Source organism: Streptomyces sp. IBSBF 2435 (assembly GCF_036815005.1).
Taxonomy (GTDB): domain Bacteria; phylum Actinomycetota; class Actinomycetes; order Streptomycetales; family Streptomycetaceae; genus Actinacidiphila.
The window spans coordinates 1-14,218 of sequence record NZ_JAJSYW010000033.1 but is presented as its reverse complement, the minus strand read 5'-3'; the positions used below and the strand labels follow the sequence as shown (position 1 = coordinate 14,218).

Annotated in this window: 10 protein-coding genes; 3 read left to right on the top strand and 7 right to left on the bottom strand. The window is 73.5% G+C overall.

What is annotated here, in order from left to right; all coding sequences use genetic code 11:
* Positions 1–44: 44 nt before the first annotated feature.
* The 5 genes from V7E46_RS09295 to V7E46_RS09275 form a co-directional block, all read right to left on the bottom strand.
* On the bottom strand, positions 45–614 hold the full coding sequence (locus tag V7E46_RS09295) for a hypothetical protein (protein WP_333767973.1): 570 nt from the start codon (positions 612–614) through the stop codon (positions 45–47).
* Positions 615–685: 71 nt separating this feature from the next.
* Positions 686–2,317, bottom strand: coding sequence for an allophanate hydrolase (locus V7E46_RS09290; RefSeq protein WP_443054098.1), 1,632 nt, complete (start codon positions 2,315–2,317; stop codon positions 686–688).
* 359 nt (positions 2,318–2,676) lie between these two features.
* The gene (gene uca / locus V7E46_RS09285) at positions 2,677–6,249 is read right to left on the bottom strand and encodes an urea carboxylase (protein WP_333767971.1); all 3,573 of its coding nucleotides are present in this window, start codon (positions 6,247–6,249) and stop codon (positions 2,677–2,679) included.
* Positions 6,246–6,932, bottom strand: a complete 687-nt coding sequence (locus V7E46_RS09280; RefSeq protein ID WP_333767970.1) for an urea amidolyase associated protein UAAP2 — start codon at positions 6,930–6,932, stop codon at positions 6,246–6,248. Before V7E46_RS09280 ends, uca begins: the two co-directional genes overlap by 4 nt.
* Positions 6,932–7,726, bottom strand: coding sequence for an urea amidolyase associated protein UAAP1 (locus V7E46_RS09275; protein ID WP_333767969.1), 795 nt, complete (start codon positions 7,724–7,726; stop codon positions 6,932–6,934). The genes V7E46_RS09280 and V7E46_RS09275 overlap by 1 nt, the downstream gene beginning before the upstream one ends.
* Positions 7,727–7,940: 214 nt before the next feature.
* On the opposite strand from V7E46_RS09275, the gene V7E46_RS09270 reads away from it, so the two are divergent.
* A complete protein-coding gene (locus V7E46_RS09270; protein WP_333768014.1) occupies positions 7,941–8,504 on the top strand; it encodes a TetR/AcrR family transcriptional regulator in 564 nt (187 codons plus the stop codon).
* A gap of 136 nt (positions 8,505–8,640) precedes the next feature.
* On the opposite strand, the gene V7E46_RS09265 is transcribed toward V7E46_RS09270, so the two are convergent.
* Positions 8,641–10,176, bottom strand: coding sequence for an amino acid permease (locus V7E46_RS09265; RefSeq protein ID WP_333767968.1), 1,536 nt, complete (start codon positions 10,174–10,176; stop codon positions 8,641–8,643).
* Between the two features lie 216 nt (positions 10,177–10,392).
* Between V7E46_RS09265 and V7E46_RS09260 the strand changes: the two genes are divergently transcribed.
* Positions 10,393–11,151: a PadR family transcriptional regulator gene (locus tag V7E46_RS09260; protein ID WP_443054097.1), complete on the top strand. Its 759-nt coding sequence runs from the start codon at positions 10,393–10,395 to the stop codon at positions 11,149–11,151.
* 75 nt (positions 11,152–11,226) lie between these two features.
* On the opposite strand, the gene V7E46_RS09255 is transcribed toward V7E46_RS09260, so the two are convergent.
* Entirely contained in the window at positions 11,227–12,084 is an 858-nt protein-coding gene (locus V7E46_RS09255; protein ID WP_333767967.1) for a siderophore-interacting protein, read from the bottom strand.
* Between the two features lie 196 nt (positions 12,085–12,280).
* Here V7E46_RS09255 and V7E46_RS09250 point away from each other — a divergent pair, with 196 nt between their 5' ends.
* Positions 12,281–14,110, top strand: coding sequence for a cellulase family glycosylhydrolase (locus V7E46_RS09250; RefSeq protein ID WP_443054096.1), 1,830 nt, complete (start codon positions 12,281–12,283; stop codon positions 14,108–14,110).
* The last annotated feature ends 108 nt before the right edge of the window (positions 14,111–14,218 follow it).

Below are 14,218 nucleotides of genomic sequence, written 5' to 3'. Positions count from 1 at the left end.
GGTGACCGGCGGGCGGGGGCGGGCGGCGCCGCTGCCCGCGCCCGTCAGGCGACGTGGGTGCAGGTGAAGGAGCCGTTGAGGGTGACCACACCGCCCGTGCCGCCGTAGCTCTGCGCGATCTGCAGGCCCTGCACCGTCACAGTCCAGGTGTCGCCGCTCTTCTTCGCGGTCACACCCTCGGACTTGGAGATCCGCCCCGAGTAGGTCTTCTTGTCCGGGGCGGCGAACAGTGCCACCTGCGTCGGGCTGGCGGCCGTGGTCGCGATGAACGACGGGAAGATCTGCGTCTTGGCCAGGACGTCCGGCGTGGTCAGCCCGATCAGTTTGCCGCCCTTGACCTGGCACTTGACGCCGCCGGTGAAATCGGCGCTGCCGCTGTCGTCACCGGTGAAGTCCAGGTGGCCCACCGACTTGCCCGGGACCTTGCTGGGCGCGGCGGTGCCGCTGGGCGCGGCGGTGGCGCCGCCCGCGCCCGTACCGTCCGACGCGGCCGGGGCGGACGTGCCGGACTTCGCGTCGTCGGACTTCTTGTCCGACGACGAGCAGCCCGACAGCGCGGTGGCGGCCAGGGCGGCGGCGAGTGCGCCTGCGGTGAGTATCGTGCGGTGGCGCATGTGGCCGTGGTCCTCTCCCCGTGGGTCTGTGGTGCGGCACAGTGTACGTACCCGCCGGGCGGACCCCCGGCTCAGGTGCGCTCGCGGCCCAGGTAGCCGCGCCATCCGCCGTACGCGGTGATGTCCTCGGCGCCGGCCAGCGCGGCCGGCTCGCACAGGAAGCCGGTCACGTCGGCGCCGTCCCGCAGCGTCACCCTGCCCAGCGCCATCGGGCGGGGGAGTGCGGCCACCAGGGCGCCGAGCGCGGCGGGCGCCAGCTCCCATACTTCGGCCTCGATCGCGGCGCCGCCCTCCGCGACCCGCACCAGGCCCGGCTTCGGCGGCACGGTGTCCAGGGCGTGCAGCCGGTACGCCGGCGCCGTCGTGGTCGTCCGCGCGAGCCGGGCGCCGAGCGCGAGCAGCTGCGGATTCAGCGGCTGGCCCGACAGGTGCGCTCCCACCACCGCCAGCCGCAGCGGCGGCTCCAGCAGCGCGGCGATCTCCGCGACCCGCTCGTCGCTGCCCGCCGCGCCCAGCAGCATCACGCCGAACGGCAGCCCGGCCACCTCGCCGGCCGGCACCGCCACCGCGCACAGGTCCAGCAGATTCGCCGAGTTGGTGAACCGGCCGAGCCGGGTGTTGGCGCCGATCGGGTCGGCGGCGACCTCCGCCAGGGTGGGGTGGCCCGGCGCGGTCGGCAGCAGCAGCGCGTCGGCGTCCCCCAGCTCCGCCACCGCCCGCGCCCGCAGCACGGCCAGCCGCTCCCGGTCCGCGAACAGCCGGTGCGCGGGCAGGTCGCGGGCCGCGCGGATGATACGGGCCACGGTCGGATCGAGGTCCGCGCCGTCGCGGTCCACGAACTCGCCCACGGCGGTGTAGCGCTCGGCGACGAAGGCGCCGTCGTAGAGCAGCGCCGCCGCCTCGCTGAAGGGCGTCAGGTCGATCGCCCTGACCTCCGCGCCGGCCCGCGCGAGCCGCTGCCCGGCGGCCTCATACGCCGCCGCCCATCCGTCGTCCAGCTCGCCGAGCTGAGCGACCCGGGCGAGCGCGACCCGCCACGGACCCGGGCGCCGCGGCGGCGGCACCGGGGCGGCCAGCAGCGCCAGCGCCCTGCGGGCCTCGGGCAGTGTGCGGGCGAAGACGCTCACGCAGTCCAGGCTCGCGCAGGCCGGCACGACGCCCTCGGTGGACACCAGGCCCCGGGTCGGCTTGAGCCCGACGATGCCGTTGAAGGCGGCGGGGACCCGGCCGGAGCCCGCGGTGTCCGTGCCCAGCGCCACGTCGGCGAAGCCGAGCGCCACGGCGACGGCGGAGCCCGAGCTTGAGCCCCCGCTGATCCGCTCGGGCGCGAGCGCGCTGTGGACCGGGCCGTACGGGCTTCTGGTGCCGACCAGGCCGGTGGCGAACTGGTCCATGTTCGTCGAGCCCAGTACGATCGCGCCTGCCGCGCGCAGCGCCGCGACGGCCGGGGCGTCGGCCTCGGGCCTGTACGCGTACGACGGGCAGCCGGCCGTCGTCTCCAGTCCTGCGACGTCGATGTTGCCCTTCACGGCGAGCAGTGTTCCGGCCAGCGGGAGGGCCTGGCCCGCCGCGGCCCGGTCGTCCACGTCCCGCGCCTCGGCGGCGACCTCTTCCTCGGGCCGCAGCCCGATCCACACGTCGGGCCTGCCTGCCCGGGCGATCCCCTCGTACGCCGCGGCGACGCGGCGCTCTGCGCTCCCCATACGGTTCCCTTCCTCCACGGATCGCACGGCTGCGGTGCGTCACGGCATGTCGCGCTTTTCCCCGCGCCCCTCAGGGCCGCCCCGTCCTGCGCCGTCCACAGCGCCCCCGCACGGCGGCTTGTCGCGCCCTCGAATGCTTCCCCTCCCCGCCGGCAGACGAACTGCGCGCCCCGCCACGACGCTGCCGCGGCCATCCACGCACCGCAAGTGGCACCCCTTCGGGGGCGCGGGGAACTGGGCGCCCAGCCAGGACGTGCCGCAAGTGTGAGCCGCCACCGCAAGCGGCACCCCCTGAGGCGCGCCGGAAGCGCGCGACAAGCCACCGTGCCGCCGCACGGAAAGCGCGCCGCAAGGGGAAGTCACCCAGCACCCTCAAGCCCACCGCAGGTGATTGGCGCGAGGGTGAGCAGGACCGTCCCCGGGGAGACCTGGTCACCCGGGGTGACGTGGACCGTCGAGACGCGGCCGGCGACCGGCGCGACCACCGGGGACTCCATCTTCATCGCCTCCAGCGTGAGCAGGTGCTGCCCCGCGGCCACGGTGTCGCCCGGGCGGACCGCGAGCTGCCAGACGCCGGCGGCGAACTCCGCCTCGACGGCGCACCCGCCCGGCGGGACCGGCACCGCCTCGGGCGCGGCGGACGGCGGCGCGACCGCCTCCGCCCGGGCGAATTCCCCGGCCTCCTCCCACGCGGAGCGCTCCGCGGCGAACGCCGCCGCCTGCCGCCGGCGAAACGCCTCGATCGGCCCGGCATTGCGATCGAGAAAGCGCTGGTGCCCGGCGAGCCCGAACTCGCCCTCCTCCACCCGCAGCCGGAGCCGCCCGGCCGCCATGTCGGCCCGCAGGTCGAGCAGTTCCTCGGCGCCGACCGGATACCACTTGATCCGGTCGAAGAAGCGCAGCAGCCACGGCTGCCGGCGGGCCCGGCCCGACCAGACCTGCACCGTACGGCCGACGAACTGGTAGCCCCCCGGCCCCTCCATGCCGTAGACGCACAGATAAGCACCGCCGATGCCGACGGAATTCTCCGCGGTCCAGGTGCGGGCCGGGTTGTACTTCGTGGTGACGAGCCGGTGCCGCGGGTCGAGCGGTGTGGCGACGGGTGCGCCCAAGTAGACGTCGCCCAGGCCGAGTACGAGGTATTCCGCGTCGAAGACCGTGCGGTAGACGTCATCGACGGAGTCGAGCCCGTTGACGCGGCGGATGAACTCGATGTTCCACGGGCACCAGGGCGCGTCGTCGCGGACGCCCGCCATGTAGCGGGCGATGGCCTCGCGGGTGGCCGGGTCGTCCCAGGACAGCGGCAGGTGGACCGTCCGGCTTGGCACCACCAGCCGGTCAGTCGGCGGAAGTTGGTCCTCGGCCTCGCGGACCAGGTCGAGCAGCTTGCCGGTGGGCAGCACCGCGGGGTCGACATGGATCTGCAGCGAGCGGATGCCGGGGGTCAGGTCGAGGACGCCGGGCAGCCGGCGCGCGGCGAGGTGCTCGGCGAGCGCGTGCACCCGCATCCGCAGGGCCAGGTCGAGCTGCATCGGCCCGTACTCGACCAGCAGGTTGTCGTCGCCGCTGCGCCGGTAGGTCACCGCGGGCCGGGAGGCGGCGGGTTCGGCGCGGCCGAGTACGCCGCCGTCGCCGAGCACCGGCCGGGACGGCACCGGCGCGGTCGCGGGGGCAGACCGCAGCGCCGCCGCCGCGTCCTCGGTGACCGGCACGAAGCGCACGGTGTCGCCGGGCCGCAACTGGCCCAGTTTCCAGCGCTGTCCTGTGACGACGGTGGCCGGGCAGACGAAGCCGCCGAGCGAGGGACCGTCGGGGCCGAGCAGCACCGGCATGTCGCCCGTGTAGTCGACGGCGCCCACGGAGTAGGGCGTGTCGTGGATGTTGGACGGGTGCAGGCCCGCCTCACCCCCGTCGTCGCGTGCCCAGCGCGGTTTGGGGCCGACCAGCCGTACACCGGTGCGGGCCGAGTTGAAGTGCACGCTCCAGGCGGCGGCGTAGAAGTCCCTGATGTCGTCGGGGGTGAAGAACTCCGGTGCCGCGTGCGGCCCTTCGACCGCGCCGATCGCCCATTCGGTACCGATCGCGGGGCGCCGCGCGGGCGGCACGGGCCCGCCGCCGGCGGCGGTGGTGCCGCCGTGCAGGACGTCGGCGGCCCGCAGCGCCCGCCCGCCGTGCCCGCCGAATCTGCCGAGCGTGAACGTGGCGGTGCTGCCCAGGTATCCGGGTACGTCGAGACCTCCGGCCAGCAGTACGTACGTCCGCAGGCCGGCGTCCCGCGGCGCCCCGACGTCCAGCAGCGCACCGGCCGGTACGGTCACCGGCTCCCACTGGGGCACCGGCAGCCCGTCCACGGTGACGGGGGCGGGCGCGCCGGTGACGCAGACCGTGGTGGCGTGGCTGAACCGCAACGCCGGTCCCAGGAGGGTGCATTCGAGCCCGGGGGAGCCCTCGTCGTTGCCGAGCGCCTCATTGCCGAGCCGGAAGGACAGGTCGTCCATCGGTCCGCACGGCGGCACCCCGACGTGCCACAGCCCGGTGCGGCCCGGCCAGTCCTGGACGGTGGTCATCGTGCCGGCGCGGACGACGTCGATCCGCCGAGAGCCGTCGGTGACGCCCTCCAGGGTGGCGGTGCTGTGCGTCGCGGCGCGCAGGTCGGGGTCGGTGAGGGCGGCCCGCAGCAGCCCGAGGTTGGTCTCGATGCCGTCGATACGGGTGGCGGCCAGCGCGTCGGCGAGCCGGGCCAGCGCCTCGTCCCGGTCGGCGCCGTGCGCGATCAGCTTGGCGAGCATCGGGTCGTAGGAGGTGGTGACCTCGGTGCCGGTCTCGACCCAGGTGTCGACGCGCACACCGGGCGGGAAGGCGACCCGGGTGAGCACCCCGGCGCTCGGCCGGTGGCCGCGGGCCGGATCCTCCGCGTAGATCCGCGCCTCGACGGCGTGCCCGGCGGGCCGGCGCGGTTCGCCGGGGCCGGCGCCGTCCCTGGCGAGCCGCAGCATCCACTCGACCAGGTCGACGCCGTGTGTCTCCTCGGTGACCGGATGCTCGACCTGGAGCCGGGTGTTGACCTCCAGGAAGTACGCCTCGGCGCGCTCGGCGTCGTAGACGAACTCCACCGTCCCGGCCGAGCGGTAGCCGACCGAGGCGCACAAGGCCTGTGCGCTGCGGCTGAGTTGGTCCCGCACGGCAGCGGGCAGCGCAGGCGCGGGCGCCTCCTCCAGCACTTTCTGGTGGCGGCGCTGGAGCGAGCAGTCGCGGTCGCCGAGGGTCACGACCCGGCCGCGGCCGTCGCCGAAGACCTGCACCTCGACATGGCGGGCGCGTTCCACCAGCCGCTCAAGGAAGACCCCGGCGGAGGAGAAGCCGGCAGCGGCGGCGCGCTGCACCGGCTGCCAGGCCGCGGCCAGTTCCTCGGCCGAGCGGCAGGCGCGCATGCCGATGCCGCCACCGCCGCCGGTGGCCTTCAGCATCACCGGATAGCCGAGTCCGCCCGCGGCGGCGAGCGCGGCGCCCAGGTCCTCCAGCAGCCCGGTGCCGGGCAGCAGCGGCACGCCGGCAGCCTCGGCCGCGGCCCGTGCGGTGTGCTTGGCGCCGAAGACGTCGAGGTGCCGGGGCTCGGGGCCGACGAAGGCCAGGCCCGCGGCCTCGCAGCGGCGTGCGAAGTCCGCGTCCTCGGACAGGAATCCGTACCCCGGGTGGATCGCGCCCGCCCCGGTCCGCTCGGCCGCCGCCAGCACCGCGTCGGCGTCCAGGTAGCTGGACTTGGCCGGCGCCGGACCCAACCGCACCGCGGTGTCGGCGAGTCGTACATGCGGGGCGGCGCGGTCGGGGTCGGAGAAGACCGCGACGGTACGCAGGCCCATGCGCCGGGCGGTACGGATGACGCGGGCGGCGATCTCGCCCCGGTTGGCGACCAGCAGCGTGTCGAAGGTCATCCGCGGACCGCCGCTTCCGCCGTCGCCGGTACAGCTGCCGCCTCCGGTGCTGCCGGTGTCTGCGCCGTCTCCGGTGCCTCTGGTGCCTCCGGCAGGGCAACCGTCATCCGTACCGGGGTCGGGTCGAAGCCGTTGCAGGGGTTGTTGATCTGCGGGCAGTTGGAGACGAGCACCAGCACCTCGGTCTCGGCCCGCAGCGTCACTTCGAGGCCGGGCGCGGAACGGCCGTCCACGATGCCGAGGGTGCCGTCGTCCTCGACCGGCACATTCATGTACCAGTTGATGTTGCTCACCAGGTCGCGCTTGCCGAGGCCCCGACGGGCGCCCTCGGCGAGGAAGTTGTCGACGCAGGCGTGCTGCGACCAGGTGTGGTGGCCGTAGCGCAGGGTGTTGGACTCCTTGGAGCAGGCGCCGGCGATGGTGTCGTGCCCGCCGCAGCCGTCCGCGACGACCGTCATCAGCGCGGTGTGCTCGTTGGACAGCAGCACGCTGCCGGTGGTCAGGAAGATGTTGCCCTGGTGCTGGATCGTGTCGGGGGCGCTGTAGCGCACGGCGGTGTCGCGGGCGTCGTAGACCAGGAAGTCCACCGCCTGGTTGCCGTGCAGGTCGGTGAGGGTGAGCAGGCCGCCCGCGGGGATCACCGCGGACCAGGGCGCGCGTGCGGGTACGGTCACGGCGGTCATCACAGCCCCCTGGCGGTGAGGTGCTCGGCGGTGTTCAGGAACGCCCTGCGGCCCTCGGGGGAGGCGTCCCACAGCGGGTCGTCGGGGCCGGTCGGAGCGGCGGCCCTGGCCCGTACCTCCAGCGGGCCGCACACGTACTGCGGGCGCGGGTCCAGCGGGTGCGGCACATTCGCCAGCAGGACGGTCAGCGGCTGCTCGGCGCGCAGCGTCACCGCCGCGCCGGGTCCCGCCGACCCGACGAACTCCAGCGAGCCGTCCGGGTCGACCCGCACCCCCTGGAAGAAGGACAGCGACGGCGGCAGGTCGCGCGGCTCCAACCCCTGTTTGGCCGCGGCCAGTTTGAACAGCTCACGGCCCGCCGGGGTGCCGCCCTGCGGCGAACCGTCCCCGTAGCGCGCGGTGTTGCGCACCGCCGACGACGTACCGCACAGCGTGTCGTGCCGTCCGCCGGTGTCGGCGATCAGCGAGGCGAGCACCCGGCCCTGGTCGGACAGCAGCAGCCGGCCCGCACCGAGGTAGGCGTTCCACTGGACCTTCACCGTGTCCGCGGTGTTCAGCCGCTCCCAGGGGCGGCCCTCGGCGAACAGCAGCAGATGCGCGCACGCGGTGCCGGTCGGGTCGGCGAGCCGCAGCTCGGTCCCGCGGGCCAGCGCCTTGTGCGTGTAGTTGCCGCCCGCCACCGTCTCGGCCCATACGAGCCCGTCCGGCGCCGGCACCAGCGGCATCGCCGCCACGCGCATGCCGTCCTGCGCCCGGGCGTGGTCCCGGGCGCCGTACGTCGTCCCTGTCGCCACGGTGCTGCACCTCCGTCAGGTATTTCTGTCGTCCGACAGAAATTAGGCGGAGGTGGCTTCGGGCCGATTGCCCGGGCGTTGCGCGCGGGTTACCGGCCGCTCACCGGTCCCGGTCGGTGCGGGGTGCGGGCGGGCGCTGTGCGACGATCACGAGGTGAGTACGAGCGGACGGCGGGTCGGGCGCCCCAGGGCGCAGCAGCGGCCCGACAGCGGGATGAGCCCCAAGCAGGAACTCCTCGCCGCGGCGGCCGAACTCTTCACCACCCTCGGCTACACCGCGACCACCACCCGGGCGGTCGCCGAGCGGGCCGGTATGCGGCAGGCGTCGATGTACCACTACGTCGGCGGCAAGGAGGATCTGCTCGCCGAGCTGCTGGAAGGCACGGTCACACCGTCCCTCGCCCTCGCCCGCGCGCTGCTCGCCGACGGGTCCCGGCCAGCCGAGCGGCGGCTGTGGGAGCTGTGCCGCTCCGACGTGGAGCTGCTGTGCGCCGGGCCGTACAACCTCGGCGCCCTCTACCTCCTGCCGGAGGTGGCGGCGGAACGCTTCGCGCCCTTCCGGGACGCGCGGGCCGACCTCAAGGCCGCGTATGCCGCGCTGCTCGCCGCCACGGAGGCCGGTGCGGCTCTCTCCCCGGCCGAGCTCTCGCTCCGCGCCGACCTGCTGTTCGCCCTGATCGAGGGCGTCATCCTCGTCCACCGCTCCGGCCCCGACCGCCCGGCCCCGCTCTTCGCCGCGGCCACCGCCGACGCGGCACTCCGCCTGGCGGGCCTGTGACCCCTCGCCCGGCCTCCGTGTCCCGGCCAGGGACCTCCGGCCGTCCCTCCGGCCGTCGGCAGCCGTCAGGAACAGCCACCGCGGCGGCGACTGCGGCGCTCCGTCCGCCCGGCGCGGCGGCCAAGGCTCAGCGTGCTCAGCCGGCGGCGGGCTCCGGCGTCGCCTGCTCCCGGCGCCGGTACCGCAGTGCCCGCCACGAGAAGCCGATCGCCAGCGTGACCAGCAGGAACAGCGGGGAGGACCACTGGAAGTACCAGTGCGTGCCCGAGGGGTCGTAGACCGCGGCCCGGGGCCACGCCAGGTTGACCGTCATCGCCAGGCCGTAGAGGAGGGCGGCGGCGTTCACGGGGACGCCCCAGCGGCCCAGCGAGAAGACGGGGTTGCCGGACTCGTCGGTGGCGGGCGGGAGCGGGGCGCGCAGGCGGCGGAGCAGGAGCGGGCCCGTGACCATCGAGTAGGCGAGGTAGACCATCACGATGCACGTCGTCCCGATGGCCAGCCACGCCTCGGGGGACGCGAAGGCGAGCAGCAGGAGCGCGGCCGACAGCACGCCGACGACCAGCGCGGGGGCTGCGGGCTGGCCGGTGCGGCGGGAGACCCGGGACAGGGTGGGGGAGAAGGGCAGCGCGCGGTCGCGGGCCATCGAGAACAGCATCCGGGTCGCCGACGTCTGTATGGCCAGCGTGGCGACCGCGACCGCCAGCGCGACGTCGCAGAGCAGGACCCGCCCGAGGCCGCCGCCGAGCCGGCTGGTCAGCACGTAGGACAGGCCGTCCGTGCCGAGCCGCCCGTCGGTGAGGCTGGGCGCGGCCAGCACCGCGGCGAGCACCAGCAGGGACGCCAGCAGCCCGGCGGCGGCCAGCGCGGTGAGGATCGTGCGCGGCGCGACCCGGCGCGGGTGCCGGGTCTCCTCGCTCATCTCGCCCGCGCTGTCGAAGCCGATCATCACGTAGGCCGCGGCGAAGGACCCGACCAGCAGCGCGGCACCGCCGCCGCCGGCGTGCACGGTGACCGCGGGGGAGCGGTCGGCGTGGGTGAACAGCAGCACGATGATGAGGACGGCGCCGGCGATCTCCGCCGTCACCCCGATCCGGTTGACCAGCGACATGACCGTGTTGTCCAGCAGGTTCACCGCCGTGGTGAGCACCAGCAGCACGATGCCGAGCAGCGCCGCGTTGGCCGCGCCGTCCGAGGAGACCGGTGAGGCGTCGGTGCCGATGACCTGGAAGCCCGACCAGGCCGCGGGGAGTACGACCTGCAGCGCGAGCGCCGCCGCGGCGACCACCACGATCTGCCCGAGCACCATGATCCAGCCGGCGTACCAGCCGAGGACGGCGTTGCTCAGCCGGCTGGACCACTGGTAGACGGCGCCGGATATCGGGTAGCGGGCGGCGAGTTCGGCGAAGCACGCGGCGACCAGCAGCTGGCCGGTCAGGACGGCGGGCCAGGTCCAGAAGAAGCGCGGGCCGCCGAAGGAGTAGCCGAAGGCGAAGAACTGGAAGACCGTGGTCAGCACGGAGATGAAGGAGAAGCCGGCCGCGAAGGAGGCGTAGCGGCCGAGGCTGCGGTGCAGTTCCTGGCGGTAGCCGAAGTCCGCGAGCCCCGCGGTGTCCTCGCGGTCCTGGCCGTTCGGCGGCTGCGATCGGGCGTCCGATGGTGCGGTGGCGGTCATGGGCCGGCCCCCTTGGTCAGGTATTCCTGTCGATCGACAGAAATTAAGGACCCGGTGTTTCGGGTGAATGACGCCGCCGTGTCCGGTGCGGGCCGAAGTGCTCACGCGGCCCCGAGGCGGGATATGCTGCCGCAGATTCGCGATACATCGCGGTTGCCCCGATCGCGGACACGCGATATATTCGGGGGCGGATATACGGTACCGAGGATTGGCGGGGTGGGGAGGACGGCGAAGCGGCGCAAGGTCTCGAACCCGCTGGCCCTGGCGGTCATGGTGTTTCTCGGCGACCGCCCGATGCACCCCTACGAGATCGCCCGGGTGCTGCGGCAGCGCGGCAAGGAACACAGCATCAAGATCAACTACGGTTCGCTCTACACCGTGGTGCAGAACCTCGAAAAACACGGCTTCGTGACCGTCGCCGGGGTCCAGCGGCAGGGCAGCCGCCCCGAGCGCACCCTCTACGGCCTCACCGACGAGGGCCGCGTCGAGATGCACGACTGGCTCGCCGACGTGGTCGCCGTGCCCGTGCGGGAGTATCCGGCGTTCGAGGCCGGACTCTCGCTGATCACGGCGCTGCACCCGGACGAGGCCGCGGACCTGCTCACCGAACGGGCCGCCGCCCAGGAGACCGAGGCCGCCGCCCTGCGCGGGGTGCTGGCCGAGCTCGGCGCGGAACTGCCCCGGGTGTTCCTGATCGAGACCGACTACAAGGCCCGCATGCTCGAAGCGCAGGCGGCCTGGATCCGCGGTCTGCTCGCCGAGATCGCGGCCGGCACCCTCGGCGGCGCCGCCGAATGGCGCGGCTGGCACGAGACCGGTGACGTACCGGAGGGATGGTCGGAGCTGGAGGAGCACTTCCGCGACCTCGACACGGCGGAGGCGCCGGCCGGTGGGATCGGCAGGCGGCCCGCGCCGCCGACCGGTCGCGCCGCCGACCGTACGGCGGAAGGGGAGCGCCCCGGCAGCGGCACCTGATACGGCGGCCGGCCACCACGGACCGACCGACCGCCGACCTACCGCCACCGGCCCGCGGGCGCAAGGGCGTACGGGCTACGGCTGCCCGCCGGCCTCCTGCTCCCGCTCCACCTCGGCATTCCACTCCCGCTTCGAGGACTGCCAGCCGTCCTCGTCGGCGCCGCGCCGCCAGTAGCCCGACACCGAGAGCCGCTCGCGCGCGATGCCGCGGTCCACCCGGACGAAGCGGCGCAGCTCCTTCACGAAGCCCGCCTCGCCGTGCACGAAGACCTGCACGTCGCCCGGGGGGAAGTCCAGCGCGGTGACGGCCGCCACCAGCGCCTCGCCGACCGGCCGGTCGCCCCGGTAGAGCCAGACGACCTCCGCGTCGCCGGGGCCGAGCAGTTTCTGCTCCTCCGCGGGGCCCGCGACCTCCACGAAGACCTTCGCCACCGCGCCGGGCGGCAGCTGTTCCACGGCCGCCGCGATGGCGGGCAGCGCGCTCTCGTCGCCGGCCAGCAGATGCCAGTCGGCCGCCGGGTCGGGGGCGTAGCCGCCGCCGGGTCCCATGAAGGAGATGCCGTCGCCCGGCCGCGCCGCCGCCGCCCACGGCCCGGCGAGGCCCTCGTCGCCGTGGTGGACGAAGTCCACGGTCAGCTCCCCGGCCGCCGCGTCCCAGGTCCGTACCGTGTACGTACGGGTCCGCGGCCACTGCTCGCGCGGCAGGTCGCGGCGGACCGCTTCGAGGTCCAGGGGTTCGGGATAGACCACGCCCTCGGGTGCGAAGACCAGCTTGACGTAGTGGTCGGTGTATTCGCCGATCTCCGGGCGGTCGGCCGGGTCGACCGCCAGCACCACCCTGATCATGTGCGGCGTCAGCCGCTCGGTGCGCGCCACGGTGGCGTGCCGCGGCTTCCTCGGCTTGCGCGCCGGTCTGTCCACTGTGTCCGCCATGAATGAGCCCCGCTCTCTGCCGCGGCGTGCGCCGCGAACCGTTCGCACGGCTGTCCGTCCCGCCGCGCCCGCTTCGGATCGTACTTAGGCAAGCCTAACCGACGACCGGGCGCCACTGGTTTATCCCGCTTCACAACTTGAACGCTGCGCGACCCCTTGACGGCTCTCCCGTGTCGTCGCTTCCATACAGTTGCGAATGGGAGCGCTCCCACATTCCTCCCGGCAACTCCTCACGCCACGAACTGAAGCTTTCCGTCCCCCCACTGAGAGGAAGCGCACCGTGGTTCCCTATCCGGACGCCCGAAGTCCGCTGAAAAGTCTGCGCCGGCTGCGGGTGGTGCTCGCCGCCGCCGTCGCGGCTGCGCTGCTCGCGCTGCTGTCGATCGCCGGGCAGACCCACGCCACCGCCGCCACCACCGCCGCGCCCGCGGCCGACGCGGGTGCCGGCTACTGGCACACCAGCGGCCGGCAGATCCTGGACTCCAACAACCAGCCGGTGCGTATCGCGGGCATCAACTGGTTCGGCTTCGAGACCAGCAACGACGTGGTGCACGGCCTCTGGTCGCGCGACTACAAGAGCATGATCGACCAGATGAAGACGCTGGGCTACAACACCATCCGGCTGCCGTACAGCGACGACATCTTCAAGCCGGGCACCATGCCCAACAGCATCAACTTCTACAACATGAACACCGACCTCCAGGGCCTCAACTCCCTCCAGGTGATGGACAAGATCGTGAACTACGCGGGCTCGATCGGCCTGCGGGTGATCCTCGACCGGCACCGCCCGGACGCCGGCGGCCAGTCCGCGCTGTGGTACACCAGCACCGTCCCTGAGACCACCTGGATCACCAACCTCAAGGCGCTGGCGACCCGTTACCAGGGCAACACCGCCGTCGTCGGCATCGACCTGCACAACGAGCCGCACGACCCGGCCTGCTGGGGCTGCGGCGACACCACGGTCGACTGGCGGCTCGCGGCCCAGCGGGCGGGCAACGCGGTCCTCGGCGTCAATCCCAGCCTGCTGATCTTCGTCGAGGGCATCCAGACCTTCAACGGCGTCTCCGGCTGGTGGGGCGGCAACCTGATGGGCGCCGGGCAGTACCCGGTGCAGCTCAACGTGGCCAACCGGGTGGTCTACTCGGCCCACGACTACGCCACCAGCGTCGCCCAGCAGACCTGGTTCACCGACCCGTCCTTCCCGGCGAACATGTCGGCGATCTGGGACAAATACTGGGGCTACCTGTTCAAGCAGAACATCGCCCCCGTGTGGGTCGGCGAGTTCGGCACCACCTTGCAGTCGACCGTCGACCAGACCTGGCTCAAGACCCTGGTCGACTACCTGCGCCCGACGAGCGGCAACGGCGGCGACAGCTTCAGCTGGACCTTCTGGTCGTGGAATCCCGACTCGGGTGACACCGGCGGCATCCTCAAGGACGACTGGCAGACCGTGGACACCGTCAAGGACGGCTACCTGAGCAGCATCAAGGCCCCAGGCTTCGGCGGCTCGTCGGGCGGCACCAACGGCGGTACGTCCAGCGGTACGTCGGCGGGTACGTCGAGCGGTACGTCGGCGGGTACGAGCACCGGCACGTCGACGGGCACCTCCGCGGGCACCAGCAGCGGCACGTCGGCCGGCACCTCCACAGGTACGAGCACCGGCACCTCCGCCGGCACATCGACGGGCACGTCCACCGGAACCACCGGCGGTACCGGCGGGAACCACGGCTGCACCGCCGCCCTGCACGTGGACAACCAGTGGGACGCCGGCTTCACCGCCACCGTCACGGTGACCAACACCGGCACCGCGGCGACCACCGGGTGGAAGGTGGCCTGGACCTGGCCGGGCAACCAGCAGGAGACCAGCGGCTGGAGCGCCACCATCACCCAGACCGGCGCCGCGGTCAGCGCCGTGAACCTCGCCTACAACGGGGCGATCGCCCCCGCGGCCTCGACCAGCTTCGGCTTCCAGGGCACCTCCACAGGAACGGTCGGCGCACCCGCGCTGACCTGCACCGCGAGCTGAGCTTCCAGGCACCTCCCGTGCGGTACGACGCCGGGGGGGGCCCCGCCCGGGGGGGGGGGGGGGCGGCGGGTGTATAAAACATGTGAAACCACATAGAAAAAAATTATG